We start from the raw sequence: 22,455 nt of genomic DNA, 5'->3' as shown, positions 1-22,455 counted from the left end.
CTAATAAACTCAAGAATGTCTCAGTTTTCATCGGACTACCATTATATGGATGCAACACAAGTGGTTCCCCTTGAATTTTTTCATTGATGACTGCTTTCTTTACGAGAGTTTCAGCGTGTTTTGCCTCTTCCTTTTCCCAAACTTCCCAACGACATCTATCCTAACAGAGGGGGATAGGATTATTGCAAAAGGGACATTTCCCTTTTGTTTATGTTTTCTGTTCCAGATTTAAATATTATCTTAGGAACAGAAAACATATTATAATCTCTTCCTCCACAATTTGCTGATTATTTTTTAAGGAGGTTTTGGTTAAAGTACATTTCAAAAAGGTACTCATGCCATTATGATTGACTATTAATTTAGAAAAACCATCTAATTCCCATTAATTTATTTGGTTACAGAGCTTGATCAATTAATATTTTCTCTCCAGACCATGCCTTTTTGGTTGTCCAATCAGCCTTACCTTGCCAAAAGGCGTCTTCTTCGGATAAACCAAGTGGAAGAAACACTGTCGCGCATAAATACAAACTACCTGTTGAAATATATGGTTCTCCCAATTCTGGTTGATGTCCACAAAAGCCAATTTGAAGCCAGCCATTCTCGTCAAACGTTCCTGGCATCTCTATTAATCTTTGTATGACTGCAGTTAAAGCACAACGAACCTGATTAGGCTTAAGGGAACTGTCTAACCTATGCTGTAACGCCATTTGCGCCAAATGTTGAAAAGCTCCAAAGCGATAGGTAATTGAACGACCTACTATTGGGAATGTTCCTTCAGGAGAAATACTCCTTTCTTGTATAACCGCAAAGCGTTTTGCTCGTTCAACAATAAGCTGTTTCATATTCAACCAATCACTTGATTGGTTAGACATATGATTAATGATGTCAACAAGCATAGGTTGTATGACATAGCTATTATAATAATCTGCATGGAAAACAGGTCCGTCTCCATACACACCATCTCCTAAATACCACTGCTCATGTTGCTTTAAGGCGTAATCAACCCTCATTGGGTCCCACTCTTCCCCTACTAACATCAATGTTGTTTCAATCATTGCAGAAAACAGCAACCAGTTGTTGAAAAGAGGTTTCCGGTCACGTGTCGATTTTAAAGCCTTTACGACATTAGACTTTACATCTGGGTGAAGTTTCTCAAAGAGTTCAACGGGAGCTCGAAGAATGGCATGAGCAAAAAAAGCGGTATCAACAATAGGCTGTAAACCAGACGAAAAATTCATGTAATCTGGTGATTGTGGATCTGTAGCAGCGTCGATCCCTTTTCTAATAAGATCAGCATACCGCTTTCTTAAAAGGCCTTCTTCTCCAACATCGGGACCTTGTTCAATCCATGGAGCCATACCGCACAACAACCTTGAGAACGCTTCCAGATGACTATAGTTTTCTCTGTCTGAGTTAGTTGCTTCAACTGGCATACGAATTTTTAATTGTTTGTTTGCTAAGGAAGTAAGGACAGGTTCGGCAATTTTTTGTAATGTAGTGACCCAATATTCTCGTTCACTAAACGTAGTCATGTTGCACACATCCTTTTCCTTAGTTTAGAAAATTCTCCTTTTCCAACCATTAAGTTTAGCCACAGCTTCAACATAGTAATAATCACCATAGATAAGTGATACATCAATATTCCTATCTGCTGACTTATGGCTGGTACCATGAAGAAGAATTCCTTGATGTTCTGGCTGCTCCCAAGTTCCATAATTGTTCGTCAAAGAGTTTAGTATATTAAGTGCAGCCAATCTATACATCTCTTTCTCATTTATTGGTACAGCATCAACGATTTCTAATAACCCTGAAGCGGCAATAGCTGCAGCAGAACTATCTCTTGGCTCATTTTTAAATTGTTCTAATCGGAAATCCCAATAAGGAACAAAGTCATCTGGGAGCCCTGCAATAAAGTGGTGAGCGACACGTTTGGCTGCATCTAAATATCGCTTTTCCCCAGTATGTCGGTACGTATTTGCAAATCCGTAAAGTGCCCAAGCATTCCCCCTACTCCAAGCAGAATCTCCTGCATTTCCCTGACCACCAATAGACTCAATAAACTCGCCTGTTTCAGGATTAAAAGATAAGATATGACTAGTTGAACCATCATCTCTTATTCCATAGGTTAATGTAGTGTCTGCATGAATTTGAGCGATATGTTTATATCGAGGATCTCCAGTCACTCGTGTTGCCCAAAATAATAATGAGATGTTCATCATGCAATCAATAATTGCCCAACCCGGTTTGTCATGATTCCATGCACGAATATATCCACCTGCAGGATTCAAGCGACCAGCTAAATAATTTGCTGCCTCTAATCCGATCCTAAGACTTTCCTCATTATTTAAGATTTCATGTTTTATAACAGCGGTTAGCAAAAACTGAAAGCCTACGTCGTGGTCCACTTTTATTGGATGTTGATGGAAACATTTTTCTAACTTTTCATCCCAATTCATCGCAGCATCTTTAAACTTTACATTGCCTTTCACATCATAGAGAACCCACAAAATACCAGGCCAAAAACTTGAAGTCCACCACTCATGAGGCATATCGTCATATATCCCGTCACTTCCTGCAACATGTGGAGATTTGTCTCCTATCTGTTCAATCATCCGTTCAACTTTCTTATTTAAATTATTTAGGATAACATCTTCTTTCAGTGTAGACATAGTTCATTCCTCCATTCCGTTATAAATTCATATTAAACCGTTTTCACGTTGATTAATTGTTGTATAATAGCAAAAAATGTTGTTCTATTGCGCTAAAAAAGGAGGAGCTTTATGAGAACTTTATTTGAATACATCCCCTTCGATTTCAAGCCATTTCATCTTGTTTATCGTAGGATTTCTAATGATAATTTCAAAGGTTATTATCACTGGCACCAAGGTTGCGAATTACTTTTCGTATACCGCGGACAGGGACGGGTGATTGTTAATCAACACACATACGAAATCAAAAAAGGGATGCTTTTCTTTTTTCAGCCGTTCCAGTTACATAAGATACACGTGGAAGTCTCACAATATATACCATATGAACGTAGTATTTTTCATTTTGATCCGATAAGTCATAGTAAAAATCTTCACTTATTTCCGAACTTAAACACTCTCTTTAATCGTTTGCAAAAAGGAATACTAGCCCAGCAAGCCTTTGATTTAGAAAATGACTATCAATATATATTAGAACTCTATCATGCTTTGAATAACTCAATAATCAATAATGATTGGCAGGAAAACAGTCAGCTTTTTCTCATGCAAATGCTTTCTTGTATTCGGAATAATAATGAGTATGTTGAAGAAAACCCTTCATTATTCAATCTACGTCCTTTACATTATTCAGAATCCATTATGCAATGGATTGAAGAACATTATATGGAACCTTTTGATTTAGAACGCTTGTCTGATGAACTTCATTTATCAAAATCCCATGTTTCGAGAATATTTAAACGTGACACGGGTAGTAGTTTAACCGAGTATCTGATTGTTCGCAGAATGAAACAAGCTTGTCAATTACTTCAAACTACCAATACTTCTGTTGATTTCATTGCAGAAAATGTTGGTCTGTCGAACGTATCTTATTTTATTCAGCTTTTTAAAAAAGTAATTGGAACAACACCGCATCAGTATAGGCTTTCTTACAGGACAAAATAAACACATTAACAATTCAAGTCATTCACTAAAATACCGAACAGTAATTATGAAATTATATACTCGATAACAGTGATGTTCGAAAAATCCGTATCATTTATAGAATTTACTCGATAGATATTGCTTTATTTCTAAGTTTTATCCCTTATGAAATTAATTGAACTATCTATTTTTTTCTCTATCTTATGGGACCCTAAAACAGGTTACATAAAAAATGGACATAGTAATTGGCTTTTTAATTTATCCAAACCTATTCTCACTTCCTTCGAGTTTTAACTAGTAACTTTTAAGCAAAAAGGTCATAAGAAGGAAGCGTCCATCATTGCCCGTCTAGGCGCTTCTTCTGCTAGTAGATATACAAAGAGACTCAAACTCCATAAAAGACTCATTGTGGAGCTTTGAAGGTGGTTTAACGCTACATTAATCGATTCCCCATAGGAATCAATGTACAAAAACTATTTGTTGTTAAATCTTGTTCTATTTCAGTCTGGGGGAATCTTATAAATCAACTCCGCCAAATGTGAATTTGCTTAACAGGTCTTATATTATGTTTTATCGTCGCTTATCTTTATTTGCTTTCACTTTAGCTTTTAAATCTCTAACAATTTGATTACCATGCTCTTTCCAATAGTTATTAGCAGCTTCCTGAGATAACCCGAATTCTTTTATGAGAGAATCAACTAGCTTTCCCTCCACGAGCCAACCTACTACTGGATCCCGTCTACCAGCGTACTCTTTATATAAATTTCTTATTGCTTTACTAATTAAAACGTCATCAGTATCAGCTTCTACAGCTGTTTCTTCCTTTAATTTATTTAATACATGAGTTATGTATGCAACAGGACTTTCGATATCTCTTCGTCCCCTGATTTTATTTAAAATATCCAGAACTCTATCTTCTTCATAGTTTCTCCAGGACTCAATAACCTTTTGATCAATACTGACATTATGTTCATTTGCAAACAATTGGATTTGTGCTGAAAAATAATCTTCTTCCGCAAAGAGAGGAATAGATTCAACGACGATACTTTTTTTCTTCGTTTTAATAATAAATCGAACAGATGTCACTCTACGTCCACTTTTTATTTCTTCCACATCAAATGATAAGTCCGTTTTTTTCTCTAGTTCCTTTTGAGCAGTGTTTAACACTCTTTGCTTAAAATTCCCATAACTCGGGTATATATCATCAGCTCCTAACAATAATCGAAGCTCATCTAAACTAAAGGTTCTTTCCTTGATTCTTTCGTACTGTTTTAATAACTCGTACAGCCTAATTGAATAAGAGCTCTTTAGCTTCACTACATTTTCTAACCTATAACTTGTGAAATTTCTTTTAAGCTCTAACAAATAAGGCTTTAGAAACGGATCAAATCTAAGAAACATCATTCCCTCGTTCTCTTTATAAGTAACAGAAGATAACCAACTAACCTGTGTCACTTCATTACCTATCCTGACTGTAAACACTTTTCTCATAAGCTCAATAGTTATCTTCTTGATTTCATTATATTTCGGAGTGCCCTTTAATCCAATCAGTTTAGAAAATTCTCTAATAGTAAACTTATAGTTTTTAAACTCTGAGTCTTGAGGCTGTATTTGACTTGCTAAAAACAATATAATCTTTTGTTCAACGGTACCTAATTTATAATTAGCTTCAATAAGCATATTAGATTTAGTGACAAGATTATAATCAGTAGATTTTAGTTCTTTCATATCATCACACCATTTTTGTTATAGTTAATAAGAAGAATCCAGTAAAAATTCAATGTGTATTTTCCATATAAGATGTAAAACTACCATCCTAAAATTACATTATGCTTCTTTTCTCAACAAACTACAACATTTTTCATACATGTTATATTAAAAACCAAAAATGTTATAGTTAACACCATTTTTGTTATAGTTAGTAGCTAAAAACCCTATTAAACTAGTATTTTCAAGACCCCGAAAACAATTAAAACAATTAGTAAAACAATTAAAACAAACTGTGCTTTAGACTCATATTAAATAGAAGAGAACTTTTCATTCCAACAATTAAAACCCATAAAGAGAAGATGTTTATAATTAAGTTTTATTGTCATAAATTCCTTATAAGAACTTTTATATTGACCAAGATATTGTTTCAACTCAATAAAGATCCGTATAGCAGAATAGCACTAAACACTACAATACCATAGTCACTATCACAAAAAGCATTCATCATTGTTCTTATAAAGATGATGCTGTATCGATTACAATAAATTTATAATCTCCCCGTACTTTATTTAAAGTTTGTTTAACCGTATATATATTCCCTCCGATTAGAGTACTGGGACAAGGGTAGATCATCGATATCGAAACTTATTTCATTGTAATCATAAAGCCCCTAGAGGGCTTTTATGATTACACTAAACTAACTCATCACTCTCATTGAATACTGATGAACAATTCTAATATTAATTTTTTTCTTGAAAATAACTTTCAATAGCTTCCTCAATTAAAATATAGATATTTTTTTCTTGAATCAAAGATTGCATTTTTAACTCTTTATGTAAATCCGTACGCAAATCAAAAGATACCCTCTTTCTTTCAATCTTCGTTGTTTCCGTTCCAACCATCATTAACTCTTCCTTTCTTCCAACGTTGTTTTCTTCTTTCGAATCTTCGTTTATTGGTTCTGATATAATATGGGACGGGGATATTTTTTTCTGTTGTCTCTTTAAGTTTTTAATATCATCAATTTTTGACACGCTGCATCAATTCCTTATAAAAATTTTTGTATTGTTCGAGAGCTTGTGTTAATTCCCTATTACTCTCAAATCCATATAATGATATTCGTCCAATTGGAGCTTTTCTTGTTAAAATTGTATCAAAAACTACTTCAGGATAATCTTCTTCTATCATTTCATTAAAAGCCTTCGAATCGCTACGCCTTACATCGTTCATAGTTCTCAAGATACCTGCAATAGTAACTCCGCGTTCACTTACTTCTTGAGCCACTTCAATTGAGTCCATAAAATTTGGGATAGCTGAATAACACCAATTTGAACATTCGAACATTACAATAACATAATCGCTAGCACATAGGGCATTCGTTGTTGTTTCTGAAAGAGAAGGAGCAGTATCGATTAAAATAAAATCATAATTGTCTCTTACTTTATTTAATGTTTGCTCTAACACTAAGCTAGGATTTCCTTTATAAGGAATATATTCACCTTTGTAGGATTTACCAGTGTAAAGCCACCTTTGAAACGTTGCTAAAAAATTATTTGCTGGTAAAAGATCTATATTTTCATTAACTGTATATATATATTTTCTAGGGTCTAGTTCCTGTAAGGCCTCTAACACAGAACGACCTATAAACTCGTTGGATGGTTTTTGAGATAAAAGCTCTGACACATTCCCTTGTGAATCTAAATCAGCCACTAAAACACGATGTCCATCTTCACTTAATAGATGAGCTAACACACCAATAGTGGTTGATTTTGAACAACCACCCTTTTGAATTCCTGCTGTAATTGTAATTGTCATGGTTCACCTCCAAAAACGTTCGTTTCTTCGTTTCTTCATTCGTTTAAATATTTCTTCGTTCTTAGGCTTAATTCCTTTATTATTTTAAAATAAAAAGCTGATGTATATCATTACTATTGTTTTATGCCTATTTAATTCGACATCTATTTTGTAATTATCCACTATTTATAGTTCGAATAGTGAATAGGGTACCCAGAACCCATATACAGAATCAGGAATTAATGGGTTTGGTGAAAAGGAATTACCTGACAAGTTTGATTCTGACGAGTATCAATTGCTCATCGTTGCGGATAAACATCAAACTGGATTCGATCAGCCGCTTCTTCATACCATGTACGTAGATAAAAAACTGCCTGGTATTAAAGCTGTCCAAACGCTTTCTAGGTTAAATCGTATGCATTCTGGAAAATTAGATACGTTTGTACTGGACTTTGTTAATGAAGCTTCTGATATTCAAAAATCATTTCAGCCTTTCTATGAGCAGACAACGATTGATGAGGGAACAGAGCCTAATATTTTGTATGATTTGAAAGGGAAGTTGGACGGTTTCCCAATTTATTGGGGAGAAGAAATAGAAAGTTTCAGTAAAATATTTTTTAAAAAACAACAAATGCACGGCGATCAGGGAAAACTTAATCAAATTCTTGATCCAGCAGTGGAAAGGTTTAAACAAAGACCTGAACAAGAGAAGGATGAATTTAAAAGTACGCTGTCTAGTTTTGCTCGAATTTACTCCTTTTTATCTCAAATTGTTCCTTTCCAAGATCCAGATCTACACAAACTCTTTGTATATAGTCAATTTTATTGCGAAAGTTACCAAAGACGGGTAATGGAACTAGATCTATCTCTTTAGATAATGAGATATCACTAGAATATTATAATTAGAGAAAACGAGTGAGGGTAGTATCTCATTAATTATTGGTGAAGAAGCTCCTTTAAAAGGAGTGACTCATGCAGGAACAGGACGCTCAGGTGAAGAGAAGGACACCCCGTTATCTCAACTTATTGATGCACTTAATGACAGGTTCAATACAGATTTCACTAAGGAAGACCAATTGTTCTTTGAACAATTAGAAGAAGCAATGGTAAATGATGTTGATCTTGCTGAACAGGCAAAAAATAATTCTATTGAAAATTTTCAATATGTATTTGATGAAAAATTCATTAATACATTGATTGATCGTAGGGAACTTAACCAGGGGATATTTGCTAAAGTGATGGACGATGAAAAGTTTCAATCGACGGTTAAAAGTCATTTAATTAAATCGGTTTATGATAGGCTTCATGAAGCGAGTAGTTTTTAATTTTGAAAGGCTGACACCAATATTGGTTAAAAAAACATTATTTCAAGGAAATAATGTCAGCCTGTCGACTGTCTCATTTTACGAGACTTTGTCGCAAGGCAAAAGCATTGAAGCGCAGCACAGAAGAAAAGGAAATGAATAACTAGAATCACATGGCATTTACAAAACAAACAAACTCAATGTATTTAAAATATCCCAATAAGGTAAACCCTATTGGAACAAACAGAGCATAACCGTATACCGAGTATTTGTGCAGTCTCATATACATATCCCAAAATTAAGAGTAAAATATAAGTGATAAATCTAATTAGAGGTGCTTATATGGCAATTTATGGATATGCGAGGGTATCAAGTGCTGACCAGAATTTAGATAGACAAATTAGTTCGTTGAACAATGCCGGATGCGAAATTATTTTTGAAGAAAAAGTAAGTGGAGTAACAACGGAGCGACCAGAATTAAAAAAATTGTTAGCTACAGTGAAAAAATCAGATATGGTAGTGGTCCATAGCTTGGATCGGATAAGCAGAAGCACTATTGACTTACTTAATTTAGTTGATGAGTTGAAAATGAAAGGCGTTTCTCTTAAGTCGCAAAATGACACGTGGCTCGATACAACAAACGATAATCCTTTTAGTGAGTTCCTTTTAACGGTAATATCCGGTCTGTCTCAATATGAGAGAAAGATGATAAAGCAGAGGCAACGTGAGGGTATAGAAGTAGCGAAGAAAAAAGGGAAATATGTTGGAAGAGTTAAAAAATACAGTGATAAACATAGTGGTATGAACCATGCGATACATCTGTATAAGCAAGGAGATATGACCGTCAAACAGATATGCGATATAACGCAGGTGAGTCGTAGTGCTTTATATAGGGAAGCGAAAAAATACATTAACGGTGAAAAAACACCATGAGGTTTGTTTATTGCGCTTGAAAATGTCTTTTTTGATAAATAAGTTCTATTAGAGAGTCAGAAAAAAATTAAAAATTCTAATTAAGAACTACTCCTAAACATCTAGAAAAAGAGCAACACTTTTGAAAAGTGTTGCTCTTTCTTTTACTAATACATACTCTTAGAGTATTTGGTCAAGACATTCAGATTTTCTTATTTCAAAGTTAAGAATGACACACCGTGATAATTGGAGTGGCTAGAAACTAAATTATCAAATACAAAGGTTTAATGGTTAGTACTTCCCTTGCCAGTCCGACCAGCCAACCTGCATTCTACCTGTCCAAACATACGATCTGTAATTACTCATGCTAGTTGCACCATATAATATTCTTCCTACTGCTTCATATTGTTTGACCCTAAATTATCATACATATGATAATTTGAAATCCCGCCATCATTGAATCCTTTGTTAACTCCTAAGACTGAGATCCTTGCTTGCTCTCTACACTAACAAATTACAAGAGTTCTTACTTACCAAATAACCTCGAGAAAAATCCCTTCTTGTTGTCCTGTTCCTCGCGCGCTGCTGCAATCATCCGTTTTGTTTCCTGTACATCTCTTAATGACTCCACAAGTTTACTGTCACGTTCGTTTAAGCGTTCTTCTATGTAACGGTCACGTTCTTCAAGACGTTTGAGTAATTCTTTGTTGAAGGATTCTTGTTTTTCGATATGTTCATCCTGTTTCTTCATATGTTCTAACAATTGCTGGAGTGTTTCCTCTGAACGTGTAAGAGAACGCTGTTCATCTGAATTTTCTTGGAGAACAGAAGGCGTTCTTGTTTCGGACGCTTCTCCTCTATGCTTTGATGTTACAGTCTTTGCTGCGTTCTCTAATGAAAAGTTTTCAACCTTAACTAACTTCTTGAAATACTTTAAACCAATTAAGTCACGCTCGAAGAACAACCTCCTGTTGTTATCTGTTCTTAGGAACTCATATCCATTCTCCTCTAATGCGATACACCACTTACGTAGGGTACTTGTCCCGATATCGAGGTAGTCGCTTATTTCCTTGGTTGTGTAAGCTTTGTCACCGTTATTCATTCATATCTCTCCCGTTCGTATATTCGTTCCTTTCATTGTAGACTAACGTTCTTTTATTGGAAACGGGAAACGAATGTTCTCGGAGGCTTGTTTGTGAATCCATTCCAGTACCATATCTCTTGGAAAGGACCCGTTCACCAATTTTTATTTCGGGAAAAGTTGGTCTATGGATAACGTGTACATCCAGGGTTTGGGGACTAACACCATTTGGAAGTAATTAGGGGAGGGTATGTCCACACTACCTAATAGCCACGTTCTACATTTGGTGATGAATATCCCTATGCATAAGTATACTATTTTATTGAATTAGGGGTATGACATAGGCCTATGCCATTAGAGTATGCCTAAGCCCATGCACAGACCTATGCCTTAATGCATAGGGGACATTTCTTAAAAAGCTTAATACACAAAGGGATTTCACTCTTAAAAAACAAGTCGCCAGACAAGGTAATATATACTAACGCGACTCGCTAAATGTTACCCCATTTCTTACCCCTGTTTCTTAGCCTCTTTATCGGTTCGGAACGTTAGCCCGATGTTACCGACCGTCGCCCCTATTTTTGTAGTGACTTAATAAACTCGCCGCCATCATAGAACGCCTGGTATCGCTCTAACTTCTTCCGCATCACATTCGCGCTATACACGGAGTTTTGGACTTCGATAAAGAACGGCGACCCTTTCCATATCGTAAATACGTCCGGTCTTATGTCGGCATCATAGCGTGGCTCAACATCGAAGCGGCGCGGTTCTTTGTGCTTTATTAACGCGATATAGACGTCCGCCATCTTTAAAAAGTGGTCGACCTTGTTGCCGGTCTTTTTTATCGTAGCTGGACGCGGAAAGTAGACGAAAGGTTGGCGCTCTGTATTGGCGTCAATATAGCCACGGTCGCGTAATCGTTTGAGTGATACATTGGCGTTATTGATTGCGTTCTTTGTGTTGGCGAAAAATAGTGCGGCTACTTGGTCGCGTGAAAGGCAGCGGAATCGCTCGAGTGCTTTAATGATGTCGAGGTCGCGTTTACGCATGGTTGTCGTCCTCCTCTTTATTGTCCCCCGAAGGGCTATTGCGAGAGCAACGTTTCCTTACCCATACAACCGAAATAATTTAGTGGGTGTAAATGGGCACTCTGTACTAACGAGTGACTTATTCGTCCTCTAATAATCCGAATTGCGGGGTCGGCGGTTCCTCTTCATCGGTTAATGGTGAACGTCCGCAATTAGAAACCGTGTGATTATTTGGACACAGGGGAATCGATTCCTCAATTGGGACGACGTCGTCCCTTTTATACGGCTCGAGTTCCTTCTTCGCGTTCACATCGTCCAGGTGAGGCGCTTGAACCTCCGTCAACTTCTCCAATTTGAGCAAGAAACGCCCTCCCTGGCTTGACTCTATCTTTTCAGACCCTGGCGTACCTACGATCCTACTATTCGTTAAATCGGCGCATCTAAAGCCCATACGGACCGTTAAATTGACCTTCAACTTACCGTCCAGCACTTTCGCGTCAGGTCGTTGCATCGATAATATAAGGAACATTCCGAGCGCTCGCCCTATCGCCGAAATATCTTCGATTATCTCCATCGCGTCTTTTTCCTTCTTTAATAGCGCCACCTCATCGATACATAGCACGATATAAGGGACGCGCTCATGTTCCGGCAAGTCGTCAACGTGAGTTACTTCGTATTTCTCGAGAAGATCGCCACGGCATTCCGTTTCTTTCTTTAAATACGCGAGAACACGCTTTAATTCACTTACCTTCGTACATACCGCCTTAACATGCTCTACGCGACGAAATAGATGGAACTCTGACCGCTTCAAGTCCGCGAGATAAAGGTGTAAATGTGACGACGTCGTCGTTTTTATCAACGTAGTCAGTACAGACCGTACTTGTGTACTTTTGCCGCTGCCAGTTTCACCCGCGATAAGTAAGTGCGGATTCTTGACCATATCATAAGCGACATGCTCGTTATTTTCGTTCTTGCCGCAATATATCGGGAGTTTGAAATGTTGGCACGTACCAACAATATCGCTCCAATTCCACTTAATTTCTTTCGCCAGTGATTCCGCGTAGATTGTGAGAACATACTTCTTTATACCGTCCGATTCTATTTTCAGCGTGCGTCCGAATATCTGAAAGAACGCATATTCTTTCTTTCTGACTTCGCGCGGGTCCATCCCGTTTAGTAGCGTAAATACATACTCAATCCGGTTATCTAACTTTTGCGCCGAATGTATCTTAGGGTATATCTTCCGTGTAAATTTATCGCTCTCATATTTCAGATAAAGACCAGCCACATCGAAACAGTCCACTAGCTTCTTCTGCAATAACTTCTCCGTCTTCCGCTTCTCTAGCTTCGCAAATAGGCTCATATTAACGGATTGGATAGCACGAACAGGATAAGACCGCCGATAACGGCCCACGGCAATAACAACTTAATGACGCTTGATATTTCTTCCGCGAGGGCTTGCTTGTGACACATGACTAGGACACGTTCTAAGACCGCCCTGCGGTCGCTACTACACTTCTAACTTATGTCGATAGCTTACCCAAGTTTCGAATTATTATTTAAATGGTTCGTACTTATTTTTGAATGTTTCGTATGGGATTGTGAAAGTTGGACAATAATAGCTAAAAAATACGAGGAGGTTATAACATGTTTAGGTTAAATAAAAAGCGCAGCAAGGTAAAGAAGTTTTTGGATGTAAACGGATATAGTCAGGAGGATTTAGTAAACGCAACAAAAGTCAGCCGGAACACGATAAGCAAAGTCTGCTCAGACCCCGATTATACTCCGAGTACGGGCGTCATTAAGAAGATAATGAAAGCTATTCGCGAAATAGACCCGTCTGCTAAGAGTACGGACTTCTTCGACTTATGATTGATTACGTTGTTTTCTTTGCACTCACTGCCGTGTGTCTTGTCCTATACGTGCTACATGAGCGCAAGCCTAAGCCGCCGCCAGTATGGACGCCACGAACAGAATGCGAGTCACCTATTGAACGGCGCTTATATGACGCATTAATAAACCACGGGTATGCTCCTCGGACACAAGTCCCTTGCGGCAAGTATCGGATAGACCTGGCGTTAGTGCCACAAAGAATCGCAATCGAAGCGGATGGTCGCGCTTATCATAGCAGTCCGGAACAAAAAGCACACGATAGACGTAAGAATGCTTATTTGCGTAAGAACGGCTGGAAAGTGCTTCGGTTCAGCGGTAGCCGGATTCATAACGATATTAAAGGAGTGCTACGGAAGATTGAAGACGCGACAAGGTGATGAGGGCCGAATTATTTCATACTTGCCGTCTTTTCAATCCAATCGAATCCTGGCGCTTCAACTCTTCGTAACCGCTCTCTCTCACGTTCTCGTCGACTGCGATACGTCTCGTTTGCCTTATAATACGCGTTGTTTTCTTCACTCTGAATAACCTTATCCACGTAAGAAGATAAGAAATGGATACCTCTTCCGCCTTTTTTCATCGCGTCAGATACTTTAAGAGATACGTATTTTACAATTTCATTTACCGTATGATTATCGCCATTATATATATGGTTGTCTTGTTTTCGGTAAGTATTGGTAGCAACTATTTTCACGCCTCTACCGCCCGTCTCCGTAAGAGTCTCGTCTTTTTCTACTTTATCAACTACGTTATCTCGTAACTTTAAAATAGCCGATATCCGTTTAAAATTAGCGTGGTCTTTGAAGATGATTACTGGCGTCTTAGCCCCGTTACTGTTCGGATTCTCACGATAAGCCACTACTACTCTTCCGCTTTCTTTCAATAGCTTAATAGCACGGTCGACGGTCGGCAAAGATACGCCCACCCTTTGCGCAAGAGTATCACGACCATTAAACGAGAAGCCGCGGTCAGTCGCCTTGTATGTAATTTCGTCAATGACGGCTGCTACTTTGCGAGCCTTACGGTAGGAGCGTCCTAGAACGTTTACCAATCGTTCCAGTAGGCTATGCTTTAATTGCTTGCGTTCCTTTATGTAATCCGTGGCCGTTTCGAGATTCATTAGTACGTTGAAATATTCGTTCGCAATTACTTTCATTTGGCTTCGTCTCCTTTGCGGAAACAAAAAAGCGACATTTACCGTTTTAAATTCGGCAAACATCGCTTAGAATAGTCCCTTGACGCTACTAACGAATATCTTGTACAATAAAGACATAAGTATAATAATAAAGGGATTCTTTGCAGGTGTTCGCCGTAGGTTAGTACGGCTGACGGTTATAGAGTGTTGGTAGCACTACTATAACGCGCGAGGGTCTCTTTTTTATTGTCCGTTCGTATGTATTGATTTAAGTATAACCTAGACTAGCAGATTACGAAAGTTATAATTTTCTAATTATATAGATTGCGATTTCTCCACACTTAACGCACAACCTCCCACAATTCGAAAGTTAATTGCTCATATGAAGCCCTCAGCGACACGTTATTTCCTCTAAAACACAAAAAACCCGGGAATCTCCCCGAGTACGACAAAAGTTTTCAAACAATTTTAAAAATGAACGCAAAAAGGCTTGACTAGTAATATCTTTTTTGACCTTTATCCCCTGATTCTGGGTCACCCCAGAAACCCTTATCATAAGCTAACCGCTACTACTGCCTTCAGTTCGGGACTTCAACCCTAGAGAATGTGTGCATGCTTAGCGCACAAAAAGCGACAGGAATCCCTCTCTAGGACTCCTGCTCCTTTTAAAACTATCTTACTTGTTTAGAAACTTGTAAAAAATAACCTTCTATTTACCCCTTTACTCCCCCAATCATGACACCTTTCACAAAATATTTTTGTAAAAATGGATATAAACAGAGAATAGGTAAAGTTGCAATAATAATGGCTGCATATTTCACCGTTTCGCCTACTGGCATCGCATCAGCAGAGCTTATTCCAGTCATCATATTACTAGTATCATTTGCTATTAATATCTCACGTAGAATTAACTGTAAAGGAAATAGACTTCTATCTTGGAAAAAAATCATTGCATGAAACCACGAATTCCAATGATATACCCCGTAAAATAGAACCATTACTGCTATAACAGGTAATGATAGAGGGATAATGATTCTAAAAAGAATCGTAAAGTCGTTTGCACCATCAATACGAGCGGATTCTTCCAAACTATCAGGAATCCCTTGAAAAGCGGTACGCATTATAATCAGGTTAAATGCACTAACCGCAGTTGGTAAGATGACTGCCCAGCGTGAGTTAAGGAGGCCTAACTCATTTACCAACAAATACAATGGGATGATTCCACCTTCAAAAAACATCGTAAACACAATCATAAGCATTATAAAGTTGCCCCACATCACTTTTTTACGTGAAAGAGCATATGCCCCTAACGCTGTTAATAAAATATTAATTGTTGTCCCAACAGTTACATAAAACAAGGTATTTAAATAGGATTTAACAATCATTGGGTTATTAAAAACAAGTCGATATGCTTCAAGCGTTATATCCTTCGGGGCAAGTAGAATTCCCCTAGCTTGTGCAACAAATGTAGGGTCACTTATTGAAGCAAAAAGGATATAAATCAAGGGATAGATTGAAACAATGGACAAAAGTATTAAAAAGGCTATATTAAGAATATCAAATATTCGTTCACTCAATGGCTTTTTCATTTTATCCTCCTTACCATAACTTTGTTTCTCCTACTTTTCTTGCAATGCCATTAGCAATAACTAATAACGTAAAAGCAATCAATGCCTTAAATAGCCCAACCGCCGCACTAAAGCTATAGTTCGCTTCCAAAATCCCTTTTCGATAAACATAGGTTCCGATTACATCTGCCGTTTCATAAGTAAGGGGATTATACATTAATAATATTTTTTCCTCCCCAACTGTCATAAACTTTCCAATAACTAATATTAAAAGAATAACAACCGTTGGCATAATTCCTGGTAACGTAATATAAAACATCTGTTTGAGGCGACCTGCTCCATCCATTTTAGCAGCCTCATAAAGAGCTGGGTCGATGTTTGACATGGCAGCCAAAAAGATAATGGAACTCCATCCAACGTTTTGCCATATATCAGAACCTATAAATAAGGTTCTAAACCATGCAGCCTCCCTCATGAATGGAATAGGTTCAATCCCTAAAGACCCCAACAATTGATTTACTAATCCGTCTCTAGCTGTAAAATCATATAATATACCCACAATGACCACTAAAGATACAAAATGGGGCATATACGTAATTGTTTGTATACTTCGCTTAAATACCTTATTCCTAACTTCATTAAGTAATAAGGCAAGGATAATACCGGCAGGAAAGGCAAATATTAAACTATATAAACTAAGAATAAGCGTATTTTTTAATAATCGCCAAAAGTAGTAACTATTAAAAAAATCTATAAAATGAGTAAAACCGACCCATGGACTCTGTAAAAAACCCAGTGAAGGTGAATAGTCTTTAAATGCAATTTGCAAACCATACATAGGACCATATTGAAAGATAATATAATACAGGACAACAGGTGAAACCATCAGGTAAATCATTTTATTTCGTTTAAAATCTTTTCCTACATTCTCTTTAAATTTGACTACTTTCTCACGAATACTTTTAGTAGTCTTTGGAGGAGTATGTTCCAAATTCCTATCTACATTTGCCACTTTTCCCACTCCCTTTCGTCTATTAAAATAAATACTAGACGCGTCTTTTAATACATCAACACGTCTAGTATTACTAGTATCGTTATCTATCCTGGTAACGCTTCAAAGCTGCTTGTTGTAATTCAATTGCTCTGTCAATTCCCATAGCTTTTAAGGTTTCTACAAATCCATTGAAATTATCGATTGGTTCTACGCCCATAATAAACTTAATAACCATCTCATCATAATACGTTTCTAAATCACTCATAATCGAAGTATATTCACGCGATTCTTCCGAAGTTAAGGTAACTAGCGGCATTATAATATCGTTTTCAGCCGAATCTACCCATAATTGAATAGCCTCTTTTTGCTCAGGTAGTTCTAGATATTGTTCAACATAACGAACATCTTGTAAAAATGGTCCACCATAAGAAGATCGAACATACTTTGCTAATGCTTGTGAAACAGGTAACCCTTCTGGATTTTTCATCACTTCATCTGTATATTTTGGATAGCCATCTTCTATTTCATAACTTACACCCTCGACACCAAAATTGAATAGCATATGTCCTTCTTCTGAATAGGCATAATCAAGCCATTTCACAATCTCTTCCGGATTTTCAGCGTCCCCTGTTAGCGCCACACTATGAAAGCCTGAGTATGGGTAATCTTTATGTCCTCTTGCTGCCTTTTCACCTTTTCTTAAACTTGGATGAGGCGCTGGAGTCAATTTGAATTCTGAGTTCTTATCAGCCATTAAACCAGTAAATCTACCAATTCCTCCACCCGTATATCCATAGAAACTTCCAAGTTGTTCGCTCGTTACTTTTGCATCTAACAATTTTCCATCGGTTGCGGCAAAATCCTGATCAAGTAAACCTTCTTCATACCAGCTATTCATTCTTGACAAGAAGTCTTTATACTCTGGCTGGATTGAGCCAAACTTGACAGACCCATTTTCTTGATAAAACATTGGTGTCATTCCCCATGCACTTGCAAATGCACCTATATTTTTGATTTGATCAGGCTGTATTAGTAAGGGGATTTCATCGTTCTCACCATTTCCATTAGGGTCTCCTTCTTTAATTGCCCGCAATACGTTTTCCCATTCATCGATCGTGGTTGGTTTGTCTAGATTAAGTTTATCGAGCCAATCTTGACGAATAATTGGTCCCATAAATACCATTAGTTGTTCATCACTACGTAGGAAAGGAAAAGCATAGATATTCCCTTCATCTGTCGTAATCATTTTCTTAATTTCTGGATTTTGCTTTAGGTAATTAGAAAAATTGGGCGCATACTCCTCAATTAACTCGTTTAACCTTATAATGGTACCTGATTCAATTGCATTGTCAGGACCTCTTTGTACACTATGCCAGTTGTACTCCATGACATCAGGTAAATTACCTGATGCAATCAAAAGATTAAATTGTTCCGTAATCTGCGAACCTTCTCCTGATGGATGTTGAAAATTTACCTTCGTTCCAGTAATTTTTTCAAGTTCTTGGTAAACCCCAACACCGTTTAAATCTTCTAAGCTAGTAGAAACGCTTGGATGAAGTTCTGTCCAGTATGTCAGTTCATCTGGGTACCCAACTTCCTCGGGATTAACGGTTACCTCGGTCTGACTCACTTCTTCATCTTTCGAACATCCTCCTACAATAATGAGAAGCAACAGTGAAAATAAAAACGCTTTCATTTTCTGATTAATCATTGTAAATCCCCCTCTGTGAATAAAGTATTTATTGCTGTAAGTCCTTTGACTTCACTTTAAATTAAAATTTTAGAAAACGATATAATCCATACTTTAGATTGGTAGTCTTATTGTTAGATAAACCATTATACGTTCTATAATTACGTTATTTTAAACGTTAATCAAGCGTAAGCGTAAAATAATGCACACATTCCAATAGGTTTGAGAGCATGCGATACTCTAATCAAGAAAATTGAAAGGGTGTCGTAATGAATCGTAAAGAAAAATATCACATATGGAAAATAATTCCAAGCGTAAAGTTAGTTGGATGCTGGGCACATGCTCGTCGAAAATTTGATGAAGCTTTAAAAGCTTTGCCTAAAGAAGAACAGTCGAAAGATGTCTTAGCAAAGGAAGGCTTAAAATTTTGTAACCAACTCTTTGCGATTGAACGAGAAATGAAAGATTTATCGTTCCCTGAACGTCACCAAATACGTCTAGAAAAAAGTCGACCACTTCTTGACGCTTTTTCAGCATGGCTTCGTATGCAAACGCCAAAAGTGTTACCAAAAAGTGCACTCGGACAAGCAATCAAATACTGTCGTAATCAATGGGATAAGCTAGAGGTTTTCTTAGAGGATGGTAGACTAGAGATTGATAATAATAGAAGTGAACGATCTATTAAACCATTCGTAATTGGTAGAAAGAATTGGATCTTTGCCAACACTCCGAAAGGAGTAAAGGCAAGTGCTGTAACTTATAGTATTGTAGAAACTGCCAAAGAAAATGGTCTCAATTATTACAAAAATAAATACCAAACCTATGGCCTTAACCATTGGATTGGTATTTACAATGAGTTCTTTAATGCCCTTCCAAAACCAAATACTTTATTGGTTCTACAATGAAATCTATTGATAACAGCTAATTACTTTCAAATTTGAGGTCATGCGGTAAAGGGCAAATTTGCATAGCTAATAATATAAATTGAACTAATAGATTGATTGATATTTCGGTAATAACTTATTTATTAGGTTCACTTTACATTATTTCACGATATTGGCCAGGTGTTACACCTTCGGATTTTTTAAATACCCTTATTAGACCAACACTGTTTGCATAACCTACCTTTTTAGCTATTTCTGAAATTGTAAGCATTCGGTTTGATAGCATTTTTTTCGTTTCCGTTACTCGAACCATCGTTAGATAATCTGAAATTGTTTGATTACCTTGTTTTTTAAAAAATGTAGATAAATAAGATGGATTCATGCCAAAATATTCAGCAATCATCGTAAGACATAACTTGTCACCTCCATAATTGTCGTCAATATATTTTTTTATGTCTTGATACAGACGTTCACTCTGACTTAATTGTTTTTCTTGTATTTTTAAACAAACAACTTTATACTGCTGTTTTATCTTTTCTTGTATTTCTTCAACAGTACTGCTATCTGTAATGCTTTTGAGTAACCTATTCAAATCAATCAGCTGAGTTTTATCTTCCCCATTTAACAAGCTACTTAATTTTATCAAAGTACTAAGTAAATCATATGATAGACACTTGCTAATTTCAGGAGTCATGCCCTGTTTTTGTAAATTAATAATGTCATCGAGTGTTTTCTCAACATTTGCTGAATCTCCAGCTTTCGCATAATTAATTAGTTTCATTTCTGTTTCCAAAGGATAATAATAATAATAATAATCATTATTCTCTACATCTCTATAAAAGATAATGGAACCTAATCCTTTCACCATTCTATAATCTAGCGCCATTGACGCTTCAACATAACATTGGGCTAAATTATGCAGACCATGATGAATATAGCTTATTGCTACTGTAATATTAATATTAAATTCCCTTTCTAATACTTCTTTTAATCTCTTTATAAAAGTAATTTGTTTTGTATGTTCATCACTTGTATTTTTTGGATAGTTTTGCAAAATTGCTATTTTATCACGTTCAATATCAATGGTAAATCCGTTACCATTAGAAAGATCGTTACTCAGATTAGTAATAATAAATCGCGTTAATGCCCATTCCGTTTCTAGATTTTCGTTTCTAAACTGACAATAACCGTCAATTTGAACAAGTAGTACGCTATAATAATTAAATTTAGGAAATAACCCCATAAAGGAAAGATCATTTCTAGATACATTATCAACATCGACCTGTCCCTTTAACAACCTGTACATAAAATTTGATTTTATCACCGGTTCTTGTTGTAAAACAATTTGACTTAGTTGGCTTTCTTTTTTCATAGAGCTTACAATTGTCTGTTTAATTAATTCAATTTCATTTTGAAATTCACCATTAGGACGACTTTTCCCTATAACAGTATTTACAATTTCCCGAATTGGACGATAATTTTTATTAGCCAAATAGAAAGATAATAGAATTCCGATAATAAATAATACTGCCATTACAATCATTGCCCATGACTTTACTTCATTTACTTGAGCTATGACAATATTCTTTGGGACGACAGAAGCATATGTCCAACCGTTTTTCTCAGAAGAGGTGTAAGAAACGATCATTTCGTTTCCTTCTATACTTTTTTCAAAAAAACCTGCCCGCTTATTTAGCAATGGATAAATTTGATTAAAGTATTTTTCACTTTTACTTGTAGACAACATAATATTATTATTTCCGTCCACAATATACATAAACCCACTATTTAACCCTTCAATTTGATGAAACATCTCTCTTATTTCTTGTTCATCTATGTGAACAAGAAACATACCTTTTATATTTAATTTCTCTCCATATGGTAATGATTGAACAAAGGTTATAATATTTTTTTCTCCAGAGTTCATTACTACCTTTTCAGAAGGATAATAATGGTTTAGATGAAATCCAGATAGTCTTTCCTTAACTACCTCTTCATAAGAACTATTATCGTAACGCTTAATATGGTTAAATAGCATGGCGGGGGTTGTCTTCATTGACGATGAAAGTATTGTATTAAATTTTGGCGAATATACATAATAATCATCTATTATGGTACTAACAGTTTGGTAGTTTGCTAGCTCATTAATAAATTTAACATAGTCATAGTTATGTTCTTTCTCTTCATTCAAAAGTTTTATGAGCTTTTGATTTTTAGATATCTGGACGGAAAACTGCTCGACCTCTTGAAGCCTGTTATCAACAACTTGTTTTACCTGTTCTAGCATTGCGATATTTGATTCATTAGAATTATCAATCATGATGGATTCAATCTTAATGAATAGCAATACACCAATAGTGATTGGTAAAATTAAGACTAGTATATAAGATGTCAGCAGACGTATTAAAACAGTTTTTTGCCTTTCTCTCACCTTAAGCTCCGCAGATTTAAAGCGCTTCCAAAAGTACATACTAGGCCCCCTCTAACTATTCAAAAATCCCTTACAATGAAAAAAGGTGGTTCACGTCCATAAGCAAGAGGTTTGTTTCGAATAGCGGTGTTTGTCAATTGTACCAATGGACAAATTGATATGCCCATTGTCTCGCTTCCTCGAGTGATGCAAAACCTTTGTGTGGAAAGTCTGGTCGATATTTGAGTGTCCGAAACATTGCTTCTGAATAAGGATTATCATTGCTCACACGTGGTCGTGAAAAGGAACTTTGAATTCCCAATTTCTCTAATAAACTCAAGAATGTCTCAGTTTTCATCGGACTACCATTATATGGATGCAACACAAGTGGTTCCCCTTGAATTTTTTCATTGATGACTGCTTTCT

19 protein-coding genes and 2 pseudogenes are annotated in these 22,455 nt (G+C 36.4%); 7 read left to right on the top strand and 14 right to left on the bottom strand.

The features are described 5' to 3' along the window. Positions 1-395: 395 nt before the first annotated feature. Positions 396-1,532 (bottom strand): DUF2264 domain-containing protein, encoded by a 1,137-nt coding sequence (locus CEF19_RS22935; RefSeq protein ID WP_100408488.1) that lies wholly within the window; start codon positions 1,530-1,532, stop codon positions 396-398. A 24-nt stretch (positions 1,533-1,556) separates the two neighbouring features. Further along, the gene (locus CEF19_RS22930) at positions 1,557-2,669 is read right to left on the bottom strand and encodes a glycoside hydrolase family 88 protein (RefSeq protein ID WP_100408487.1); all 1,113 of its coding nucleotides are present in this window, start codon (positions 2,667-2,669) and stop codon (positions 1,557-1,559) included. Positions 2,670-2,780: 111 nt separating this feature from the next. Between CEF19_RS22930 and CEF19_RS22925 the strand changes: the two genes are divergently transcribed. Further along, a complete protein-coding gene (locus CEF19_RS22925; RefSeq protein ID WP_100408486.1) occupies positions 2,781-3,647 on the top strand; it encodes an AraC family transcriptional regulator in 867 nt (288 codons plus the stop codon). Positions 3,648-4,196: 549 nt separating this feature from the next. Here CEF19_RS22925 and CEF19_RS22920 read toward each other — a convergent pair. The 3 genes from CEF19_RS22920 to CEF19_RS22910 all read right to left on the bottom strand — a co-directional run bounded on the left by CEF19_RS22920 (position 4,197) and on the right by CEF19_RS22910 (position 7,151). Continuing rightward, positions 4,197-5,354 carry a replication initiation protein gene (locus CEF19_RS22920; RefSeq protein WP_100408485.1) on the bottom strand — a complete coding sequence of 386 codons (1,158 nt, stop codon included), beginning with the start codon at positions 5,352-5,354 and terminating at the stop codon, positions 4,197-4,199. A 722-nt stretch (positions 5,355-6,076) separates the two neighbouring features. Further along, positions 6,077-6,370, bottom strand: a complete 294-nt coding sequence (locus tag CEF19_RS22915; RefSeq protein ID WP_100408484.1) for a hypothetical protein — start codon at positions 6,368-6,370, stop codon at positions 6,077-6,079. Next, positions 6,357-7,151, bottom strand: coding sequence for a ParA family protein (locus CEF19_RS22910; protein ID WP_100408483.1), 795 nt, complete (start codon positions 7,149-7,151; stop codon positions 6,357-6,359). Before CEF19_RS22910 ends, CEF19_RS22915 begins: the two co-directional genes overlap by 14 nt. Positions 7,152-7,425: 274 nt before the next feature. Here CEF19_RS22910 and CEF19_RS22905 point away from each other — a divergent pair, with 274 nt between their 5' ends. From CEF19_RS22905 to CEF19_RS22895, 3 genes are all read left to right on the top strand, one after another. Beyond that, on the top strand, positions 7,426-8,004 hold the full coding sequence (locus CEF19_RS22905) for a type I restriction enzyme subunit R domain-containing protein (protein WP_100408482.1): 579 nt from the start codon (positions 7,426-7,428) through the stop codon (positions 8,002-8,004). 91 nt (positions 8,005-8,095) lie between these two features. Then, positions 8,096-8,455, top strand: coding sequence for a hypothetical protein (locus tag CEF19_RS22900; protein ID WP_100408481.1), 360 nt, complete (start codon positions 8,096-8,098; stop codon positions 8,453-8,455). 321 nt (positions 8,456-8,776) lie between these two features. Further along, positions 8,777-9,367, top strand: a complete 591-nt coding sequence (locus tag CEF19_RS22895; RefSeq protein ID WP_100408480.1) for a recombinase family protein — start codon at positions 8,777-8,779, stop codon at positions 9,365-9,367. 505 nt (positions 9,368-9,872) lie between these two features. Here the strand turns inward: CEF19_RS22895 and CEF19_RS22890 are convergent. The 3 genes from CEF19_RS22890 to CEF19_RS22880 all read right to left on the bottom strand — a co-directional run bounded on the left by CEF19_RS22890 (position 9,873) and on the right by CEF19_RS22880 (position 12,773). Continuing rightward, positions 9,873-10,448, bottom strand: a complete 576-nt coding sequence (locus CEF19_RS22890; RefSeq protein ID WP_100408479.1) for a DUF3967 domain-containing protein — start codon at positions 10,446-10,448, stop codon at positions 9,873-9,875. A gap of 554 nt (positions 10,449-11,002) precedes the next feature. Continuing rightward, positions 11,003-11,476, bottom strand: coding sequence for a replication-relaxation family protein (locus CEF19_RS22885; protein ID WP_100408478.1), 474 nt, complete (start codon positions 11,474-11,476; stop codon positions 11,003-11,005). Positions 11,477-11,594: 118 nt separating this feature from the next. After that, positions 11,595-12,773, bottom strand: coding sequence for an FtsK/SpoIIIE domain-containing protein (locus tag CEF19_RS22880; protein ID WP_157801094.1), 1,179 nt, complete (start codon positions 12,771-12,773; stop codon positions 11,595-11,597). Positions 12,774-13,102: 329 nt separating this feature from the next. Between CEF19_RS22880 and CEF19_RS22875 the strand changes: the two genes are divergently transcribed. Both CEF19_RS22875 and CEF19_RS22870 read left to right on the top strand, forming a co-directional pair. Beyond that, positions 13,103-13,327 (top strand): helix-turn-helix domain-containing protein, encoded by a 225-nt coding sequence (locus tag CEF19_RS22875; RefSeq protein WP_100408476.1) that lies wholly within the window; start codon positions 13,103-13,105, stop codon positions 13,325-13,327. Beyond that, positions 13,324-13,725, top strand: a complete 402-nt coding sequence (locus tag CEF19_RS22870) for an endonuclease domain-containing protein (RefSeq protein ID WP_100408475.1) — start codon at positions 13,324-13,326, stop codon at positions 13,723-13,725. The genes CEF19_RS22875 and CEF19_RS22870 overlap by 4 nt, the downstream gene beginning before the upstream one ends. 11 nt (positions 13,726-13,736) lie before the next feature. Here CEF19_RS22870 and CEF19_RS22865 read toward each other — a convergent pair whose 3' ends face one another. From CEF19_RS22865 to CEF19_RS22850, 4 genes are all read right to left on the bottom strand, one after another. After that, complete coding sequence (locus CEF19_RS22865) at positions 13,737-14,504, bottom strand: hypothetical protein (RefSeq protein ID WP_100408474.1); 768 nt, start codon at positions 14,502-14,504, stop codon at positions 13,737-13,739. A gap of 692 nt (positions 14,505-15,196) precedes the next feature. Beyond that, positions 15,197-16,072 (bottom strand): carbohydrate ABC transporter permease, encoded by an 876-nt coding sequence (locus CEF19_RS22860; protein WP_100408473.1) that lies wholly within the window; start codon positions 16,070-16,072, stop codon positions 15,197-15,199. Between the two features lie 10 nt (positions 16,073-16,082). Further along, entirely contained in the window at positions 16,083-16,949 is an 867-nt protein-coding gene (locus CEF19_RS22855; protein ID WP_100408489.1) for an ABC transporter permease, read from the bottom strand. A 196-nt stretch (positions 16,950-17,145) separates the two neighbouring features. Beyond that, complete coding sequence (locus CEF19_RS22850) at positions 17,146-18,756, bottom strand: extracellular solute-binding protein (RefSeq protein ID WP_100408472.1); 1,611 nt, start codon at positions 18,754-18,756, stop codon at positions 17,146-17,148. A 266-nt stretch (positions 18,757-19,022) separates the two neighbouring features. Here CEF19_RS22850 and tnpC point away from each other — a divergent pair. Next, positions 19,023-19,532 (top strand): annotated as a pseudogene (gene tnpC, locus CEF19_RS22845) (IS66 family transposase); the annotation flags it as partial. A gap of 241 nt (positions 19,533-19,773) precedes the next feature. Here tnpC and CEF19_RS22840 read toward each other — a convergent pair. After that, positions 19,774-22,089, bottom strand: a complete 2,316-nt coding sequence (locus tag CEF19_RS22840) for an AraC family transcriptional regulator (RefSeq protein ID WP_100408471.1) — start codon at positions 22,087-22,089, stop codon at positions 19,774-19,776. Between the two features lie 75 nt (positions 22,090-22,164). After that, a pseudogene (locus CEF19_RS22835) lies at positions 22,165-22,455 on the bottom strand (integrase core domain-containing protein); the annotation flags it as partial.

This window comes from Bacillus solitudinis (assembly GCF_002797395.1).
GTDB lineage: Bacteria > Bacillota > Bacilli > Bacillales > Bacillaceae_D > Halalkalibacter_A > Halalkalibacter_A solitudinis.
The sequence above is the reverse complement of the archived record's forward strand: the minus strand, read 5'-3'. Positions and strand labels throughout refer to the sequence as shown.